The 19,377-nt window shown below is 58.0% G+C and carries 16 protein-coding genes; 4 read left to right on the forward strand and 12 right to left on the reverse strand.

Features of this window, described 5'->3' with window-relative positions:
- Nucleotides 1–18: 18 nt before the first annotated feature.
- The 4 genes from ABDK06_RS03300 to ABDK06_RS03315 form a co-directional block, all read right to left on the reverse strand.
- Nucleotides 19–753: an ABC transporter ATP-binding protein gene (locus ABDK06_RS03300; RefSeq protein ID WP_394938880.1), complete on the reverse strand. Its 735-nt coding sequence runs from the start codon at nt 751–753 to the stop codon at nt 19–21.
- On the reverse strand, nt 750–1,616 hold the full coding sequence (locus ABDK06_RS03305; protein WP_394938882.1) for an ABC transporter permease: 867 nt from the start codon (nt 1,614–1,616) through the stop codon (nt 750–752). The genes ABDK06_RS03300 and ABDK06_RS03305 overlap by 4 nt, the downstream gene beginning before the upstream one ends.
- Nucleotides 1,613–2,797, reverse strand: a complete 1,185-nt coding sequence (glf, locus tag ABDK06_RS03310; RefSeq protein WP_394938884.1) for a UDP-galactopyranose mutase — start codon at nt 2,795–2,797, stop codon at nt 1,613–1,615. Before glf ends, ABDK06_RS03305 begins: the two co-directional genes overlap by 4 nt.
- Before the next feature lie 176 nt (nt 2,798–2,973).
- Entirely contained in the window at nt 2,974–3,405 is a 432-nt protein-coding gene (locus ABDK06_RS03315; protein ID WP_394938886.1) for a hypothetical protein, read from the reverse strand.
- A gap of 249 nt (nt 3,406–3,654) precedes the next feature.
- On the opposite strand from ABDK06_RS03315, the gene ABDK06_RS03320 reads away from it, so the two are divergent.
- Nucleotides 3,655–3,903: a WhiB family transcriptional regulator gene (locus ABDK06_RS03320; protein ID WP_394940787.1), complete on the forward strand. Its 249-nt coding sequence runs from the start codon at nt 3,655–3,657 to the stop codon at nt 3,901–3,903.
- Between the two features lie 90 nt (nt 3,904–3,993).
- On the opposite strand, the gene ABDK06_RS03325 is transcribed toward ABDK06_RS03320, so the two are convergent.
- From ABDK06_RS03325 to ABDK06_RS03340, 4 genes are all read right to left on the reverse strand, one after another.
- Nucleotides 3,994–5,454, reverse strand: coding sequence for a sensor histidine kinase (locus ABDK06_RS03325; protein ID WP_394938888.1), 1,461 nt, complete (start codon nt 5,452–5,454; stop codon nt 3,994–3,996).
- A gap of 12 nt (nt 5,455–5,466) precedes the next feature.
- On the reverse strand, nt 5,467–10,386 hold the full coding sequence (locus tag ABDK06_RS03330; RefSeq protein ID WP_394938890.1) for an NAD-glutamate dehydrogenase: 4,920 nt from the start codon (nt 10,384–10,386) through the stop codon (nt 5,467–5,469).
- A gap of 109 nt (nt 10,387–10,495) precedes the next feature.
- Complete coding sequence (locus ABDK06_RS03335; protein ID WP_394938892.1) at nt 10,496–11,716, reverse strand: AAA family ATPase; 1,221 nt, start codon at nt 11,714–11,716, stop codon at nt 10,496–10,498.
- Nucleotides 11,713–12,348, reverse strand: coding sequence for a hypothetical protein (locus ABDK06_RS03340; protein ID WP_394938894.1), 636 nt, complete (start codon nt 12,346–12,348; stop codon nt 11,713–11,715). The genes ABDK06_RS03335 and ABDK06_RS03340 overlap by 4 nt, the downstream gene beginning before the upstream one ends.
- A gap of 139 nt (nt 12,349–12,487) precedes the next feature.
- Here ABDK06_RS03340 and ABDK06_RS03345 point away from each other — a divergent pair, with 139 nt between their 5' ends.
- Complete coding sequence (locus ABDK06_RS03345; RefSeq protein ID WP_394938896.1) at nt 12,488–12,706, forward strand: helix-turn-helix domain-containing protein; 219 nt, start codon at nt 12,488–12,490, stop codon at nt 12,704–12,706.
- A gap of 26 nt (nt 12,707–12,732) precedes the next feature.
- Here ABDK06_RS03345 and ABDK06_RS03350 read toward each other — a convergent pair whose 3' ends face one another.
- Entirely contained in the window at nt 12,733–13,191 is a 459-nt protein-coding gene (locus ABDK06_RS03350) for a MarR family winged helix-turn-helix transcriptional regulator (protein WP_394938898.1), read from the reverse strand.
- Between the two features lie 7 nt (nt 13,192–13,198).
- On the reverse strand, nt 13,199–13,771 hold the full coding sequence (locus ABDK06_RS03355; protein ID WP_394938900.1) for a hypothetical protein: 573 nt from the start codon (nt 13,769–13,771) through the stop codon (nt 13,199–13,201).
- A gap of 93 nt (nt 13,772–13,864) precedes the next feature.
- On the opposite strand from ABDK06_RS03355, the gene ABDK06_RS03360 reads away from it, so the two are divergent.
- Together ABDK06_RS03360 and ABDK06_RS03365 are read left to right on the forward strand one after the other, a co-directional pair.
- Entirely contained in the window at nt 13,865–14,689 is an 825-nt protein-coding gene (locus ABDK06_RS03360; protein WP_394938902.1) for a LysM peptidoglycan-binding domain-containing protein, read from the forward strand.
- 1 nt (nt 14,690) lies between these two features.
- Nucleotides 14,691–15,182 (forward strand): Rv3235 family protein, encoded by a 492-nt coding sequence (locus tag ABDK06_RS03365; RefSeq protein WP_394938904.1) that lies wholly within the window; start codon nt 14,691–14,693, stop codon nt 15,180–15,182.
- Nucleotides 15,183–15,196: 14 nt separating this feature from the next.
- Here the strand turns inward: ABDK06_RS03365 and secA are convergent, their stop codons facing one another.
- Nucleotides 15,197–17,980, reverse strand: coding sequence for a preprotein translocase subunit SecA (gene secA / locus ABDK06_RS03370; protein WP_394938906.1), 2,784 nt, complete (start codon nt 17,978–17,980; stop codon nt 15,197–15,199).
- 150 nt (nt 17,981–18,130) lie between these two features.
- Nucleotides 18,131–19,354: a winged helix-turn-helix domain-containing protein gene (locus tag ABDK06_RS03375; protein ID WP_394938909.1), complete on the reverse strand. Its 1,224-nt coding sequence runs from the start codon at nt 19,352–19,354 to the stop codon at nt 18,131–18,133.
- Nucleotides 19,355–19,377 lie beyond the last annotated feature (23 nt).

The raw sequence follows: 19,377 nt of genomic DNA on the forward strand, positions 1-19,377 counted from the left end.
CAAAAAGTTTTCTACTCACTAGCCCGCTCGTAATATTTCCACAGCTTCGTCAATCGGGGCATCGGCTATTTTCTTTCCGGATTGCAGCACGACTCCCCTGTCGCAAACCTTCTTGACGAGCTCCAGGTCATGGCTGACAACGACCAACGTGCAGTCACGCTCGCGTAGTTGCTGGATCTTCGCAAGGCATTTCTTCTGAAATGGCTCATCGCCCACGGAGAGTATCTCATCGATCAGAAAAACATCAGGATCAGTATGGATCGCGACAGCGAAAGCGAGCCTCAGGAACATTCCTGAGGAATAGAACTTCACCTCGGTGTCGATGAATTTTTCAATCTCGGAGAACTCTACGATATCGTCGAACTTCGCATCGATCTCAGCTTCGGTCATACCGAGGATCCCGCCGTTGAGATACACGTTATCGCGACCAGTGAGATCAGGATGGAACCCGGCCCCCACCTCTATCAATCCAGCAATCTTTCCCCGAGTCATGATCTCACCGGAGTCCGCGCTCATCACCCCAGAAATGAGTTTGAGTAAGGTTGATTTTCCAGATCCGTTGAGCCCCAATAAGGCCACTGATTCGCCTACATTAACCGTCACATCGACATCATCTAGAGCAAGAAACGTACTCTTGAGATCATTGCGGCGACCGTTTAGCAGCCAGACCACTGTCTCCTTGAGTGACCGCGTGTGCCGCAGGCTGAACCTCTTGGATACACTCGAAACTAAGATCGCCTCATTGTTTGTCATAGTTCCTGTGCAAACCTTCCTTCTAAGCGCCTGAAAATAAACTGCCCGATAAACAATATTGCCAGCGAGATGACAAAGCCGATCGGAAGCCAGAGAATCAATAGACGGTCAGGCAATGGCGGGATAGGAGTAGAGGCTTGAACCGCTTGGGTCGGGAACCAGAAGGCATAGTGGAACACTTCAACGGCAACAGTTATCGGGTTCAGTTGGTAGAAGAAGTAGAAAGTCGACCCTAGGGAATCTTTTACCTGAGTCCAAACATAGAGGACCGGCGACAGCCAGGTAGCCACCATGAGAATCAAATCAACGATATTCTCCGAGTCTCGATACATCACATTTGCTGCGGCAAAAATCAGGCCGAGACCAACCGAGAGAATCACGATCATTATGACCGCGGCGATCGCCGCAAGTATCTGAAGAAGACTCGGTTGCCAGCCAAAGAACAAGCACGCGACGACCAATATGAGCAACTGCGGGAGAAAGTGAATGATCGCTACCCAGACCGAGGATACCGGGAACAGCTCTCGCGGAAGATATATCTTTTTTACCAGCGCCCCATTCCCCACCACCGATCGTGTTGCTTGACCCAGGGACTCGGAAAAGAGGTTCACCAGAATGATCCCCGAGAACATATACAGCACGAAATTAGGCTGTCTGTTCATCCCCAGGAAAACACCCAGTGCAAAATAGAACACTACAAACTGAACACCGGGCTTTACATAAGACCACAGGAGTCCTAGAAACGACCCTCGGTAGCGTACTTTGAGTTCTTTTCTGACGATGAGCCTCAGCAGATACCGACGTCTGAAGACGTCAAGGAGCCCCCCGCCCCCTCCGGGTGATTCCAGAGCCACATTACTCATGCGTCCACTCCCCCACTTTCGAGCTTGCTGCCGCCGGAGAAATGCGGCTTGATCTTATTCTCAAACATGGTCAGCGCGGACCCGATTGCCATGTGCATATCGAGATATTTATAGGTACCCAAACGCCCGCCGAACAGCACCGTTGGTTCACCCTTAGCCAGATCGCGATAAGCCAGTAGCTTCTGCCGATCTTCCGACGTGTTCACCGGGTAATAAGGCTCATCTCCCTTTTGTGCGAAGCGGGAGAATTCCCGCATGATCACCGTGGCGTCCTTGGTGTAATCACGTTCGGGATGGAAATGCCGGAACTCATGGATCCGGGTATAGGGCACGTCATCATCGGGATAGTTCATCACCGAGCAGCCCTGGAAATCTTCGATCGGCAGGACTTCTTCTTCCAGGTCGATGGTGCGCCAGGACAGATCACCCTCCGCATAGTCGAAGTACTTGTCCACCGGGCCGGTGTAGACCACGGGTACTTGGCCCAGTACCGCGGAACGTGAGAATTCTCCGTCGTCGAAGAAATCGGTATTCAGCACCACCGAAATATTGGGGTGGTCTGCCATCCGCTCGATCCAGGCGGTATAGCCATCGAGCGGCAGGCCTTCGTAGGTGTCGTTGAAGTAACGATTGTCGTAGTTATAGCGCACCGGAAGCCGAGAGATGATTCCGGCGGGCAGATCCTTGGGGTCTGTCTGCCACTGCTTGCCGGTGTAATGCTTGATGAAGGCCTCATAGAGGGGGCGCCCGATCAGTTGAATGCCCTTGTCATTGAGATTCTGCGGGTCGGTGCCCGCCAGTTCGCCGGCCTGCTCCTGAATCAGCGCCTTGGCCTCCCCGGGGCCGTAGGAAGACCGGAAGAACTGGTTAATCGTGCCCAGATTGATCGGCAGCGGGTAAACCTCGCCCTTGTGGTTGCTGTAGACCTTGTGCTGATAGTTGGTGAACTTGGTGAACTGATTGACGTAGTCCCAGACCTTTTCGTTGGAAGTATGGAACAGATGCGCACCATAGCGATGCACCTCGATGCCGGTCTGAGCTTCGTTCTCGCTGTAGGCGTTTCCACCGATGTGGTGACGGCGATCGAGCACCACCACTTTAAGATTGAGTTCCCGCGCCGCCCGTTCCGCAATGGTCAGACCGAAAAAACCCGACCCTACAATGACAAGATCAGCGTTCACTCAAACTCCTGGTTCAGCATTTTGGGCGCAAAAACGCGCACCTGGTCATCCCAAGGTTACCCGATTGGCCTCTTGATCCCCGTATTTGCTCCGCCCGATACAGCAAAGACCCGGGTTTTCGGGAGCCGCCCCTGAAGGCCCTGGACTGGGACTGCGGACAGTTCCGAATCCCGCTCTCAGAGCGCCGCTGAATTCCCCTGACGCAAGGTGAAAGCCACCACATTGGGGGTGAAAAGCAGGAACAGCACAGCGAGCGGCGGAAGCAACATCAGCAAGCCAAGACCTATCTGTCCGCCGAGCAAGGTCGGTACCGCTATTGCCAGCATAAGCAGTTGCCAGACTAAGCTCGCGGCTCGAGTCCAGCGATAACCTCGGAACAATTGCCAGGAAACTGCGGAAAGTCCACTACCCAAGGCAAAAAGCATCACGGTGAGGAAAACTGCGCCGCTCAAAGAATTCGGCTCAGCGGTAAAGAGACTCACCAGAAAAAATATCGCGATAATCAGCAAAGCCAAAGCTTCCAGCCCTACAATCAATGAAACCACCCAGACCCCCCAGGTCCGGATGGGCAAAGACTCAGGCTGATACTGCTCGGTAGGGCTTGACACACTGGCACCTTACCGGAGATATTCATCACACGACGAGAACTCTGGCAAAAATGTGACGAACCGCTCATCCTTCCCAGCAATTTGAGGGCTTTTACCCCTTGTTTACATACAGTTAACGTGAAACGCTTAACGACAGAGACCTAGGGGCCCGCTGGAAAGACTGTGGCCCCTCTTTTGTGTGATTGCTCGTGAATATTTTCACAAGGCAATGTAGATATCTTTTCAAAGGAGTTGAGTGTAGTGATCAGCATGGATTGGCGTAGCCGCGCTGCCTGTCTGGATAAGGACCCGGAACTTTTCTTCCCGGTGGGGAATACCGGTCCTGCATTGCTCCAGATCGAGGAAGCAAAGAGCGTGTGCCGTCGCTGCCAGGTCATCGACACTTGCCTGCAATGGGCCATCGAGTCAGGTCAGGATGCCGGTGTCTGGGGCGGCATGAGCGAAGACGAGCGCCGCGCACTCAAGCGACGAGCAGCTCGCGCCCGTCGCGCCAGCTGAGACTGCCGCGTTCGCTGAGGGACCCGGTTCCGAATCATCCGAAGTCGGTGGAGCCGGCGTCCTCAGCGCTATCGGTTTCCGTATCGTGGCTTAGAGCGGAAGCTCCATCACCACCACGGTTCCGGAAGTAGTTCCGGGTTTCCATTTAATCGAGCCGTTCAATTCACTGGTCACCAGGGTCCTGACAATCTGCAGGCCCAGCCCCTCCGCAATGGGCGTAGTGGGTAGTCCGACGCCGTCATCGGCGACCTCGACCTGGAGCATTTCGGAACCGTCCTCATTGCTGTACCGCTCCGCCGTCAGCCGCACTGTGCCGCCGCGGTCTTCTAGACCGTGCTCAACCGCGTTGGTCACCAATTCATTGATCACCAACGCCAAGGGGGTCGCCAAATCGCTGGGCAACTCGCCGAACTCACCTTCGCGTTCGGTGAGCACCAGCTGAGTCGGTGAGGCGACCTCTGCGGCCAGCCTGAAGTGCCTGCCGATCAGTTCATCGAAGTCAACGTTCTGCGTGAGGCCCTGGGAAAGGGTTTCGTGCACCAGCGCAATGGTCGAAACCCTGCGCATAGCCTGTTCCAATCCGTGTTTGCCCTCTTCCGACTGCATCCGACGAGATTGCATTCTGAGCAGTGCGGCCACAGTTTGAAGGTTATTCTTCACCCGATGGTGAATTTCGCGGATGGTGGCATCTTTAGTCACCAATTCCAGCTCACGACGTCGTAACTCGGTAACGTCACGGCACAGCACAATGGCACCGAAGCGCCGCTCGGCGTCGCGCAAGGGAATCGCTCGCAAGGACAGGCTGACTCCCCGTGATTCGACTTCAGTGCGCCAGGGCATCCTGCCGGTGACCACCAGGGGCAGCGTCTCGTCGATCATCTTGCGGTCGTGCAGCAGCCCGGCCGTGACCTCGGCCAGTGAGCGACCTTCAAGTGCGTCAGCGCCGCCGAGACGCCGGAATGCTGAGACCCCATTGGGGCTCGCGTACTGCACCAGGCCTTCCGCATCGAGCCTGATGAACCCGTCGCCCACCCGAGGCGCACCGCGACGCGAGCCGGTTGGCGAGGCGAAATCCGGCCACAAGCCCAGAGTGCCCATGCCCAGAAGGTCATAGGCACTCTGCCGGTAAGTCAGTTCCAATCGAGAGGGCAGGCGAGAAGAGGAGACGTCCATGTGAGAAGTCACCACGGCCAGGCTCCTGCCATTGCGGACCATCGGAACAGCATCCACTCGGACGGCCATCTCAGAGTTCCAGGTGGCCTCACCCGCGCGTTCAATACGCTGGCTATGCCAGGCCCGCTGCACCAAGGGCACGAGATCTGCTCGCAGTTTCTCGCCGACGAAGTCCTTGTGGAACACGGTGTGCGTGGTTGAAGGACGCACGTGAGCAAGCGCTAAGTAGTTACCTTCCGGATCCGGGAACCAGAGCGCCAGATCCGCGAAGGCCAGGTCAGCAATCAGCTGCCAGTCCCCCACCAGCAAGTGCAGCCACTCCGCGTCTCCGGGGCCGAAATCGGCGTGTTCCCGGATCGGATCAGTAAATATTGCCATCGCTGCCCGGGCCTATCGACGAACGATCGAACGGAGCAAGCGTAGTGCAACCGAAAGTGAGGCCATATCGTCCTGTTCGAGCTGGTTCACTTCCTCGAACATCGCCTTGACGCGTTCAAGCTGTTCGGCATTCTGCTCGGTCCAACTGGCGATTCGCTGATCCGGGCCCTGAGGCGCTTCTCCCGGCGTCTGCGGAGTCGCCTGCATCACCGCGAGCGTGAGATCGACCACGGTGGAGTACAGATCATCCCGGAGAGCACCGCGAGCCAGCGCCTGCCAGCGATCTTTCCTCGGCAAAGAAGAGATCCGCCCCAACAGGCCATCCACACCGAATTGGGCAAAGATGGCGTAGTAGACCCGAGCGATCTGAGTTACCGGCTCGGTGATCTGGTGACTCACTCTGGCAATATCCAGCAGGGCGAAGCTTTCAAACATCTCCGACCAGCGGCTGCTCAGCGCGGCCGGGACGCCCCAGCCCTCGGCCATGCTGCGCCAGCCCTCAACCCGATCGCGATCCACCCCGGCGAGGTAGCCGAAGAGATCGGCTCGCAACGAGCTCACAATGGGCTGATACCGTGCCACGACCTCAGAAATCGGTTCGGAGACCGCGGAGTGGCTGATCAGCCAACGCACTGCACGGTCCAGCAAACGACGCATATCCAAGTGGATATTGCACCAGTGCTCGGTAGAGAATGACGGCGGCAAAGCGGCGAGTGCCTCGGTCACCTGATCGAGCTGATAGATCTCCCGCATCGCGACGAAGGCCCGGGCCAGTACCGCCTCGCTGACGTTGGTTTCTTCCATCGCCCGGAAAGCGAAGGTGATGCCACCGATATTGATCATGTCATTGGCCACCACGGTGGCGATGATCTCACGGCGCAGCGGATGAGAATCGAGTTCGGCATCGAAGCGTTCAGCCAGGTGCTTCGGGAAATACTGCCTCAAGGTCTTACGGAACCATGGGTCATCTGCCAGATCACTGTCTCGCAAAGCGTTGGCCAGTTCGATCTTGGCGTAGGCAGCCAAAACTGAGAGTTCAGGAGAGGTCAGGCCTTGGCCACCGTCGAGCCTGCTTCGCAACGTCTGGGTGCTGGGCAGCGCCTCGATCTCCCGATCCAGGTCAGCGTGGATCTCCAGCCAATCCATCAGTCGCTCATAACTGGGGCTCCATTCGACCACTCGCATCCGGTCGTTGAGCAGCAGGACGTTCTGATCGACGTTGTCTTCCAGCACGAGCCTGCCGACCTCATCGGTCATTTCGGCCAGGAAATCAGCGCGCTCCTCTGCGGAGAGGCGGCAGGCCGCCACCATTCGATCGACGAAGATCTTGATATTGACCTCATGGTCTGAGCAGTCAACGCCAGCGGAATTGTCAATCGCATCGGTGTTCAGAATGACGCCGTGCAGCGCGGCTTCGATCCGGCCACGCTGGGTCATCCCCAGATTGCCGCCTTCTCCGATCACCTTGACTCGCAGCTCCCGGCCGTCGACTCGGATCGCGTCATTGGCTTTATCGCCGACCTCGGCGTGAGTCTCAGAACTGGCCTTCACATAGGTGCCGATTCCACCGTTATAGAGCAGGTCCACCGGGGCCAGCAGAATAGCCCTCAGCAGCTCGGGCGGGGTCATCGCCACCGTGCCTTCCGGCAGGCCCAGCACGACTCTGACGTGCTCTGAAATCGGGATCGTCTTCACCTGCCGGGGGTACACTCCCCCGCCTTCGCTGATCAAGGATTTATCGTAGTCATCCCAGGAAGAGCGCGGCAGCTCGAACATCCGCCGCCGCTCGGCGTAAGAGACCGCGGGGTCCGGGTTCGGGTCAAGGAAAATATGTCGGTGGTCAAAGGCCGCGACCAACCTGATGTGCTCCGAGAGCAAAGCGCCATTGCCGAAGACGTCTCCGGACATATCACCGACTCCGACCATGGTGAAGTCTTCTGTCTGAGTGTCGAGATCCAACTCGCTGAAATGACGCTTGACCGACTCCCAGGCTCCCCGAGCGGTAATCCCCATCGCTTTGTGGTCATAGCCCACCGAGCCGCCGGAGGCGAAGGCATCGCCCAACCAGAAGCCGTAGTCAGCGGAGATGGAATTGGCGATATCGGAAAACGAAGCGGTGCCTTTATCGGCAGCCACCACAAGATAGGAGTCGTCACCGTCGTAACGGATCACCTTGACGGGAGGAACCAGCTTCTCCCCTTCATCGGTGGTGACCAGATTATCGGTGAGATCCAGCAGGCCGCGGATGAACGTCTTGTAACTCTCGATGCCTTCAGCCATCCAGGCCGCTCGATCCACGCTGGGGTCAGGCAGTGCTTTGGCGAAGAACCCGCCCTTGGCGCCGGTGGGCACGATGACCGCGTTCTTGACCGTCTGGGCCTTGACCAGCCCGAGGATCTCAGTGCGGAAATCCTCGCGTCGATCGGACCAGCGCAGCCCGCCACGGGCGACCTTGCCGAAGCGTAGGTGCACGCCCTCCACTCTGGGCGAATAGACCCAGATCTCGAACATCGGGCGAGGGAACGGCAGGCCTTCAATAGCCGACGGATTGAGCTTGACGCTCAGATAGGGCTTGAACTGGAAATAGTTGGTCCGCAGGGTCGCTTCAATCAGCTGTGCCAAAGTACGCAGCACCCGGTCCGCGTCCAGTGTCGGAACCTGCTCGAGCCCCTCGGACAGCTGGGCGCGCACTGTCTCCAGAAGCGCGGGACGCTGCTGGTCCGGAAGCTCAGGGTCAAAGCTGGTCTCAAAAAGCCCCACTAAGGCTTTGGCTACGACGGCATTACTCAGCAGGGTGTCCGCGACAAAACCGTAGGAGTTGCTGTTCCCCATCTGGCGAAGATACTTCGCATAGCTGCGCAGGATGACCACTTGACGCCAGTCCATGCCTTCGCGAAGCACCAGTCGGTCAAACGCATCCGATTCGCTGGCGCCGCTGATCGCCGCGCCGAAGGCGGCCGCCAGGAGCTCTGAGGTCTGGATCGGATCGATCCCCGCGGGGTACTTCAATCCCAGATCATAGAGGAAGAAATCTCGCTTATCAGCCGTCTGAATCTCGAAAGGACGTTCGTCGAGGACCTCAATACCGAGGTTGTGGAAAAAGGGCAGGATCTGGCTGAGGCTCTTGGGGTGAGCCATATAGAGCTTGACCCTGGCATCCTCTTCGAGTTCGTCCTGGACGCCCTGAGGAACGTAGACCTTGAGCCCGGGGCTGCAGACCGATTCGGGATCTCGCTGCTTGGCAGCACGATATTTCAGATCGTATTCTTCGAAACGACGGATGTCTTCGATGGCATCCTCGACTTCGAAATCGACCCGATAGCTCGCCGGGAAGGCCTCTGCCCATTGCTTCCCCAGCACTCCTGCTTGATCCATCGGCAAGGCTTGGCCGAGCACTTCTCGCAACCCCTCCGACCAGGAGCGTGCGGCAGTGACCAGTCGCTCTTCGAGGGTGCTGGTATCAACATCGTTCACATCGGCTCCCTTGGGGAGCCTGATCCGGAAGAACAGTCGAGCTAAGGTCGATTCGCTCATCCGTGCTTCAAAATCGATGCTTACCGCGTCAAAAGTTCGCGTCAGCTCGCTCTCAATCCGACGTCGGACCGCAGTGGTGTATCTGTCACGCGGGATGAAAACTAAGGCAGACATGAACCGGCCGTAGATATCGGGCCGCAGGAAGAGCCTGGTGCGACGTCGTTCCTGCAGCCTCAGAATTCCCTCCGCAATATCGATCAGGTCATCGACCTCGATCTGAAAGAGCTCGTCGCGCGGATAGGTTTCCAGAACAGCAAAGAGATCCTTGCCCGAATGCGAATCCGGTGGGAACCCAAAGTGCCGCAGCACGGCATTGACCTTTTCGCGCACCACCGGGATGCTGCGTACCGAGCCGGTATAGACCACTGAGGCAAAGAGTCCGATGAAGCGCTGCTCGCCATTGACATTTCCGGCTGAATCGAATGATTTGATGCCGATGTAGTCCAGATAACCGGAACGATGCACGGTTGAGCGTGAATTGGCCTTGGTGATCACCAAGGCATGTTTTTCTCGTGCTTTCTTCTGCCCGGCGGAAGTCAGATGCTGCACCTGCTTCGCCACCCGGGATTCACGGAGCAGCCCGAGTCCGCTGCCTTCCCGATTGACCAGCACGTCTTCGCCGTCCTCGTTCCTCAGGTCATACTCGCGGTAGCCGAGGAAAGTGAAGTTTCCGGCGTCCATCCAGTTCAGCAGTTCTTCGGCTTCCTGAAGATCAGCAATTTGGTCGTTTCCCGGCACCTTGGCAAGATTCGCCGCGCAGGCCACGGCCTTCTGCCGCATAGCCTGCCAGTCCTGAACCGACACTCGGACGTCATCGAGGATGCGCTCAAGACCCTCGAGAAGTTTCTGACGGCCCTCGTCACTCAGCTGGCCGATTTCAATGGCAATCCAGGATTCCATGTGGGATGACTGATCGCCACCGGAGATCAGGTGCGAGAGATCAGGCATTGCGGCGGTATCCCCGCTCGCCACGCCGAGATATGCCGGCACCTTGGAGACGCTCACCAATTCGTCATTCGCCTGCTGCCGGGTGACCACGAACATCGGGTGCACCACAAGAGTGATCGCGGCGTTCTGCCGAGCGATCTCGGCGGTGACCGAATCAACCAGGAAGGGCATATCGTCGGTGACGATATAGACCACGGACTCTTTATGGTGCCGGGTCTCATCGCTTTCGTCGACCACTGCAACCTTAGAGGTTCCGTTGGCTCTGTACTCAGCGAGAGCCCGATGGGTCAGAGCACGTTGACGAAGCGTGCTGACCTCGTACTTGGCGCGATCTTCTTCTGCGATCTGCTCGTAATAATCGGCGATGAAGCTGTCGATAGTCTGTTCACTGAGTTTCGTTGTCGCGGTGGTGTTCCCGCTGATCCCGGTCTCTTCGAACCCGTTCGACATCTAAATGCGCCTCCGTAGCAGTTACTCGCCGCATCTTTGCGGCCCCCCATGAGAATAGCTTGAAAACGCTCTCTTCTGCTGTGGTTGATAGCACAGCAGTTTGGCAAAATCACTGTGCAAATGCACCAACTAATCCGCAGAGCTTCTTACGGAGCGAGACCTCCGGCGCCGCCTCTAAAAACACCTGTCCCGCGAGCAGAGCACGATCGCTGCTTTCAGGATCCCAGGGCAGGAAATGACTGATCGGATGCCTCGGCCCGAACCTCTGCCAGGCCTCTTGCAGCGCACGTTCCGGACGCCGGCCAGCTGCGGTCGCCCTGACTTTGTTGAGCACCACGGTGATGCTTTGCTCGGGAAGGACTTGATCGAGTTCTTGCAGGGCTCGAATGAGCCTGGGCACCCCTAGGCTATCCGCACTGCCGACGGCAAAGATCTGATCGGCGGCGGCAAAGGCTGTCAGGGTGGCCGCATTGCGGCCCGGGAGGTAGCTGTCAAAGCTCAATTCGTCATCCGACTCAAGCGAAAATCCGCAGTCCACAACCGTGATTTCAAAAGTTTCCCGGCAGTGCTCGAAGACCTTTGCTAAAGACAAGGCCCTCAGCTCCATCCAACGATCCGGCCTGGTCAATCCCGTGAGAACCCGGAGCTTTCCAGGGCCAAGCCCTACTTCGGGGGCGATCTCCAGCAATTTGGTTTCGTCGAGCAGGCCTTGATCAGCCAAGCGAGCGGCTTGAGCTATACCAGCCGACTCATCGAGCAAGCCAAGGGTGGCAGCGATGCTGGCCCCATAGCTATCCGCGTCCACCAACATCACCCGTCGACCGGCAGCAGCCAGTTCTGCCGCCAGATTGACCGCGACAGTGGTCCTGCCCGGCGAGCCGATCGGGCCCCAGACAGCTACTAAACGATGCGCTGTACCGGCTTTCGCTGATCCGCTGTCTGGATCTACCGCACCGTTTGCCGATCCGATGCCGAGAATCCTCCCGTCGGTCTTGATCTTCCCCGTGATCTGCTTGAGCAGTTCTTCTGAGCTGGACTGCCCAGGCAGTACGCACACACCAAGCGCGGAGAGTCTCTGCCGCAGATCGTCGTCGTCACTGAGCGCCAGCACCATCACGTCGAAAGCTGCCAATCGCTCGAGCAGCGCGGCGTTGAGCTGATCAAGCTGTTCGGTGACTATCGCCACCTGCGCCAGCCCGCTTTGGCAGGCTGCCACCAATTCGCTCAGTTCCAGGCAGTGCCGCACGACGGTGAGAGAGCTGTGCAAGCGCTCGAGTTCCGTTATCAGCCGGCCGCCGCTCGCACCGAACACAGCAACCGAGACGGTCATGATTGACTTCCAGCGAGGTTGAGCACCACCGAGATTCTGGACTTATTACTCAACGCCGCAAGTAAAACCGGCAAGTGCTGATCGTCAACCAGGACATAGAGCACATCGGGGGTGTTTCCGGAGAGCCCGTTCTTCCCCTTGTGCAAAGCAGCGATCTCGGTGTTCGGCAAAAGCAGCTTTGGCACAGCGTCGGGCGAGGAATCCGCCGCGGCGATCCAGATATCGACCCGATCACCGGCTGCTGCGGAGAGCGGAAGCTCCTGTTCGAGATCGATGGCCACCGGTTTACGACCCAGCAAATCGGCTTGTGCCACGCTGTGCTTCGCGATCAGCTGCCCCTGAGGAATGTATTGCACCGCCACGGCGTCCTTCGGGATAACCTCATTCGCCAGATAATAGGAGGACTGCACGTCATTGAGCCGAACTTTGACCCGATTGAGTTTTGACTGCTCGATCTTTTGCCCTACCGCGATGTTTCCCTGGCTGACATAAGCATCAGTGGTCTGATCCGCGGATCCCAGCAATAACACCGCTCCAGCCACTGATACCAAAACAAGTAAAACGCCGATCATCAATCGTGGATCTTTCCAGGACGGTTTTCGCAATCGGTTATCCGGCATACTCGCGACCATAGTGATTCCTTTGCCCGATCAATGAATCTGGTTCAGACAGAATAATGCCTAAATTCACCGAAGATAAGAGGGCAGGAGCCATTTGTGAATAACTTTCGATCAGCTACCCAAGCGGTTCAAAGAGTGACAAAATGGGTCAATGCCACGCTTTTTAACCCTCGCAGACGTCGCCGAGCAGCTCCAAATCTCAGCCCCAGCCGCCTATGCCCTGGTGCGCAGCGGAGAGCTATCGGCTATTCAGGTCGGCGGCCGCGGGCAATGGCGCATCGAGGAAAGCATGCTGGAACGCTATATCCAAGAGCGGTACGCTGAGGCCGAACGGCTCCGATCGCAGCTCAACAGCGCCTCTGAATCCTGAAATAATCGCCACTTCAGAGCAGTACTTCAGGGAACCGCTCTCGTGATTTCGGCCTTGCCGTACCTGAGGATCTCCTCACGCAGCCGCCGGATAGCTGACACTGAATCTTCCCATTTCATAGCGGCTTCAGCACCATAAGCGCCTTCAATCCGGAAGATGCTCTCTTCGAGGATGTCGAGGACTTGATCACCTTTTGCGGTAATCGCAAATATTCTTGATCGGGCATCAAGGGGGTTGGTAGTCCTACTGGCCAGTCCGGCTCTCTCCAGCCTGCCGAGCATCATCGACAGCGTGCTGCGCCGCATGCTCGTGAGCTCTGAGATCTGCTTCTGGGAAGCTCCTCCGGTGAATCTGAGTGTGGCCAGCACCGCCGTCTCATCCGCCGAAACCCCCGTTGGTGCGCCTAGCCGATCAAGGATCATCTGAGTACTGGCCGATAAAAGCCAGATCTCGTAAAGCAAGCTTCGAGAGTGCAGTTCTACCACTCAAAGATCATAACCTCCATCGCGCTTCCACCTGCCAAGACGCGACAGCGAGCACCGCCCTAAATGGAACGCTCAGCTTTTTCCGCTCGGTCTCAGGAAATGAATCACGATCCGGCAATTGCAGCAGATCACAGTGATCGGCCCCCACCCTGACAATCACTCCGGAGAGCGTGCCGGGAACCCCGTCCGCTCCGGAGAGACACAAGGTCACTTCGGCCCTGCTGCTGGCCAGTGCTCGAATCGCGGAACTCAGGCTCTGCTGAATCCGGCTTGACGGCGAAAGAGCCAGCCGAGTCAGTCCTTCAATACTCATCATGGCCCGGAGCGGAATGATCGCGGAGTGCGCCGGGGTATTGATCAGCACCCAATCCAAGCCGACAAACCCCAGCGTGCCGGAAAAACGCAATTCTGGTTTCACCGTGATGGAAACCTCCCGGCCGATCGAGGCACGTAGCCGATCAGGGAGTCCGATAGCGGAGGCCTCCACTTTGGCCCGCTCGGAAATCTCCTGGTCCAGTTTCCGCTGCTCGGCTGCGGCAAACTGCACCTGCAAATCGGCAAAGAGCGCATCCCATCGCACGGGGACAGCGTATGTTCAGCTTTTACCGCGGTCAAGAGTACAGATATTCCGATAACCCTAGACAAAGATTCCCAAAGATGCTAAATAAATTCTATGTTAATCAAAACTACCCTAAAGCCATCAAAAGATACTAAAGATCAAGGTGATGCTTCCGCTTTCCAGATCTGCTGCGGGCTCAGCATCCTCGGCTTGGGAACCCTGCTACTGTGCTCTGGATTCACCGAGTTCTCGCAGCTCGCTTGGGCTGATTCAGTGCATTCGGTTTTTTCAGTAAATGCTGAATTCGATGCCGCAATCGCCTTAGTAGCGGCGTCTCTTGGAGCTCTGCTTATCCTCTGGTGGTTCTGCGGCCTCGCACTCGCCTTGCTCGTGGGCTTACGGTCGAGGCTTCTGGCCGAATCGGCGTGCTCCCCTTCAAGAGTTCGCGCGCACCGGCCAACTCGAGCGGCAGCGAACTATCCTAGGTTCTTCACCGCTCTGGCAACACTGCTGATCAGCGCTTATCTGAATATTTCCACCGCGAGCCAGGGCCTGGCCGCACAGTCAGCGGAGCCACCCCAGCAACCAGCCTCCGCGCCGATAGATCCCCGGTGGCAACCAGAACCGCTGCCCGAGCCACCGGAATCAGCAATCAGCCCGCTGCCAGCACCGAAACCTCAGACCCGACGGCCTGTGGAGCCTGGTTTGCTCATCGCGCCCGCACCGAGGCAAGCCCTTTCCGGACAAGATCGCTTTCAAACCGTCCGGCCCGGCGAGTGTCTCTGGCAGCTAGTCAAACGAGTGCTGGGACCCCGAGCTACAGACCTGGAGATCGCCGAAGAATGGCCTCGTTGGTACCAAGCCAATCGTGAGCTGATCGGCCCGGACCCCGACTTCGTACTAGCGGGCCAGCTGCTCATGGCGCCAGAGAGGAACTGAGATGAGCCTCAGCCCTTCCGGATACCCGGCAGCTACCCTGAGCCCGCAAGGAAGAATTCCAGGCGAAGCACGGTCTGCTCTTCCAGTCGCAGGGACCTCGGCGGTCACCCGGCTTCCAACCTCCTCGGCGCAAGAAGTAGTCAAGATCCGTCAACTGGCCGCCAGTGTGGCCAAAGCGAGTTTGGAAACCTTGGCGGGTACACGGCAAGCTCGACAACTCTCCCGTCTACTCAGCCAGGAGGCCTTTAGCCTTTTAGAACGAAGGGCGGATCTGACTCAGAAAGCCAGATCCGCCCAAAGAGCGTCGGTACCGAATGTTCAGCCAGCTCTGTACCAGCGTCCACAGATCCGATCAGCGCATAGTTGCCGGGTAGCACCCGGCATCTATGAGATCAGCGTGGTGATCATGGATCGGCAAAGATACCGGGCAATGGCCTTGAGGATCGAGCAGATTCAAGGCAGATGGCTCGTTACAGTTTTGCAGATCGGCTGACCTGGCCCTCAGGTTTAGCGGCGCTTCTTCCGCTTAGCGGCCGGTTTACTCGGGGTCTTCCTAGCCGCAGCCGGGGTAGTACTCCCGCTGGACTGCCGTTCTACATGGGTCTCAGCCTCACCCGAAGCATCCGGAGCGGTGAACTGAAGCTGGCTGGGCCGCTCAGGAGCTTCCAGGCCGGGCGCCGAAATGACCGCCTTCGCCGGTTCTTCAGCGGCTTCCTCGGTATCTCCCGAGACGCGCTCCAGAAGTGCGGCGGGCTGTTCGGCCTGTACTCCGACGCTCGCTGCTGGGGCTTGCTCGACCTGTACTTCCAGGTTGAACAGGAATCCGACGCTCTCCTCACGGATGGCGCCCATCATGGTCTGGAACAAGGCGAAGCCCTCACGCTGATATTCCACCAAGGGATCACGCTGCGCCATTGCCCGCAGACCGATACCTTCCTTCAGGTAGTCCATTTCGTAGAGATGTTCTTGCCACTTACGGCCGATCACTGACAAGACCACACGGCGCTCCAGCTCACGCATGGTGTCAGAACCGAGCGTTTCCTCACGGTTCTGGTAAGCCAGGCGCGCATCGGAGAGGATCTCAGTCTTCAACACTTCTTGGCTGATCGCCGACCGATCGCCGACTTCCTCAGCGATATCATCAACGGTCACGCTCACCGGGTAGAGGGTGCCCAAGGTGCTCCACAGCGCCTTGTAATCCCATTCCTCACTGTGCCCCTCCGCAGTGGCGCTGTCGATGATGTCATCAATCGTGTCCTCGAGGAAGTGCTGCACCTTCTCGTGCAGGTCATCCCCCTCCAGGATCCGACGCCGATCTCCATAGATGGCTTCGCGCTGACGGTTCAAGACGTCGTCGTACTTGAGAACGTTCTTGCGCTGCTCGGCATTGCGGCCTTCAACCTGCCCTTGAGCCGAGGCGATCGCCTTGGAGACGAGTTTCGACTCCAAGGCCGCATCATCGGGCATCACCGAGCGACCCATCAGCCGCTCGGCCGCACCGGAGTTGAAAAGCCTCATCAGATCGTCGGTCAGCGAAAGGTAGAACCTGGACTCACCCGGGTCGCCCTGCCTACCGGAACGCCCGCGCAGCTGATTATCGATACGACGAGATTCGTGTCGTTCGGTGCCGAGCACGTACAGACCACCGAGCTCCACGATTTCCTCGTGCTCGGTTTCAGCCTCTTCCTTAGCCTTCGAATAGGCTTCGGCCCAGGCTGCCTCATACTCTTCGGGGGTTTCCTCGGGGTCCAGGCCTCGCTTCGCGAGTTCGGCGACAGCATTGAACTCCGCGTTGCCACCGAGCATGATGTCGGTGCCACGGCCGGCCATATTGGTCGCCACGGTCACGGCGCCCTTACGCCCGGCCTGAGCCACGATCGCGGCTTCACGGGCGTGGTTCTTGGCGTTCAGCACCTCATGCTTAATGCCTTTTTTGGCCAGTTGCCTGGAAAGGTATTCACTCTTCTCAACGCTCGTGGTACCCACCAGAACCGGTTGTCCGGCCTCGTGACGCTCAGCGATGTCCTCCACGACGGCGTCGAACTTAACCACTTCGTTCTTATAGACCAGGTCCGGCTGATCGATCCGGATCATCGGCTTATTGGTCGGAATCGGCACTACACCGAGTTCGTAAGTGCCCATGAACTCGGAGGCTTCGGTCTCTGCGGTACCGGTCATGCCGGAGAGCTTGTCGTAGAGACGGAAGTAGTTCTGCAGGGTGACCGTCGCCAGGGTCTGGTTCTCGGCCTTGATCTCAACGCCTTCTTTGGCCTCGATGGCCTGGTGCATTCCCTCGTTATAACGCCGTCCCGCGAGGATACGGCCGGTGTGCTCGTCGACGATCAGGACTTCGCCGTCCAGGATCACATAGTCCTTGTCTCGCTTGAAGAGTTCCTTGGCCTTGATGGCGTTGTTCAGGAAGCCGATCAGCGGGGTGTTCGCGGACTCGTAGAGGTTCGTGATGCCGAGGTAATCCTCGACCTTCTCGATTCCCGGCTCGAGCACACCCACCGTGCGCTTCTTCTCGTCCACTTCGTAGTCGTCCTCGATATCGAGGCGCAAGACCACTTTGGCGAACTCGCTGTACCAGCGGTTTGCATCGCCGCTCGCCGGACCGGAGATGATCAGCGGGGTCCGGGCTTCATCGATCAGGATCGAGTCGACTTCGTCAACAATGGCGAAGTGATGCCCGCGCTGCACGAGTTCCTCGGCGCTCCAGGCCATATTGTCCCGCAGGTAGTCGAAGCCAAATTCATTATTGGTTCCATAGGTGATGTCCGCGGCGTACTGCTCCTTGCGGACCGAGGGCTCCTGCTGAGCCAGGATGCAGCCGCTGGTGAGTCCCATGAAGCGGTGCACACGGCCCATCAGCTCCGATTGATAGCCCGCCAGGTAATCGTTGACGGTCACCACGTGAACGCCTTTGCCAGTGAGTGCATTGAGGTACGCCGGTGCGGTGGCCACCAAGGTCTTGCCTTCACCGGTCTTCATTTCAGCGATGTTCCCGAGGTGCAGAGCCGCACCACCCATCAGCTGAACATCGAACTGACGCATCCCCAGGGTTCGGAAGGAACCTTCACGCACGGCAGCAAAAGCTTCCGGAAGCAGATCATCGAGCGACTCACCGTCGGCATGGCGAGCTTTCAGCTTGTCGGTCTCTTCACGCAACTCAGCATCGGTAAAAGTCTGGAAGGACTCCTCCAGAGCATTGACTGCGTCGACATAGACATGCAGGCGCTTCAAAATCTTTCGGTCGCCAGTGCGGAGAACTCTTTCAAGCAGTGATGGCACTTTCCATACTCCTGTGTGCTTCGGAAGCTTTCTGAAAACCTGGACAGTTTCCAGCATGCATAGTCTACGTGAGTCACGCGCCAGCGAGCGCACAGGTTCCCGTTCAGCGTATTCTGTGCTTTAAATCCTTGAATACCTTGATTTTGCGGCTCAATTGAGCTGGGCAACTTCGCGGGCAAGTTCCCCGGCCAGATCACCCACCGGTTCCACCACGACGTCGTCCAACTGCAGCCAGCGAGCCATCAGCTGCAACTCGGCCGCAAGCTCCCGCGCGGTCTCCACGGGCGCCTCTGCTTCAGCGAATGCGGTGCGCACTAGCAATCGCCGTCCCAGTCGATCGGCCTTCAGATCCGTCCTGGCCACTAAGCGATCACCGAGCAGGAAGGGCAGGACATAATAACCATGAGTACGCTTCTCAGCCGGGGTGTAGATGCCTATCCGATAATGAAAACCGAAGAGATCCAGTAGTCTCCGCCGCTCAAAGACGAGGGAATCGAAGGGACTCAGCAGTGCACGGCCCCGACTGATCCGCGGAACGGCAGCCTCCCGATGGAGGTAGAGCGGCGCTTTCCAGCCAGCCACCTGCACCGCCTCTAAGACACCTTCTTGCTCTAGCTCTCCTACTGCCGATAGCGCTGCTTTGACGGGCAAACGAAAATAATCAGCGAAACAGCGGACCGTGCCGATGCCGTGAGCTCTCGCAGAGGCCTCGATCAACCGCTTCAAAGCTCCCTGGCTTTCAGCGGGACTCTGCGGGAGCTGCCGGTACACCCGTTGCACGCTGGTATACCGCCGTTCGAACTGCTCGTTACGTCCGGCCACGCTGAGCTGCCCAGACATGAAGAGCCTCTCCAGAACCAGTTTGACCGGAGTCCAGTTCCATCCCCAGTTCTCTTGGGCGGCCCGGCTTTGATCACCCAGCTTATGGCTTATCTGGCGGGAGGTCAGTGGGTTCGAGGAACTCAGCAGCTGCTGCACTCGTCGCGCGAGTTCCCTTTCCTCGATGCCGGCGCGCGAGTCATCGCCGAACCAGTTACGACGTTGCCAGGGCAATAGATCGGCGAAATGCTCGGGCTTGATGAAACTGGCCTCATGCGCCCAGTACTCGACCATTTTGCGAGGGTGCTGCTGAGAGAGCCGGTCCAGTGCAGCTCGGTCGTAGTTCCCCAGCCGGGCGAAGAACGGCAGATAGTGGCTCCGGGAGAGCACATTCACCGAATCGATCTGTACGAGTTGCAGCCGTTCGAAAGTCTTGCTGATGGCCCTGCTACTGGCGGGGGCCGCGGGTTTCCCCTTGGCCAGGCCCTGAGCTGCAATGGCGATACGACGAGCCTGAGCGAGGCTGAGAGAACTCCGGGGAGCGCGTTCGGTCATGAAAAAAGCTTAGGGGCTATTGC

This window comes from Psychromicrobium ferritrahens, from assembly GCF_043789415.1.
In the GTDB taxonomy this organism is placed as follows: Bacteria; Actinomycetota; Actinomycetes; order Actinomycetales; family Micrococcaceae; genus Renibacterium.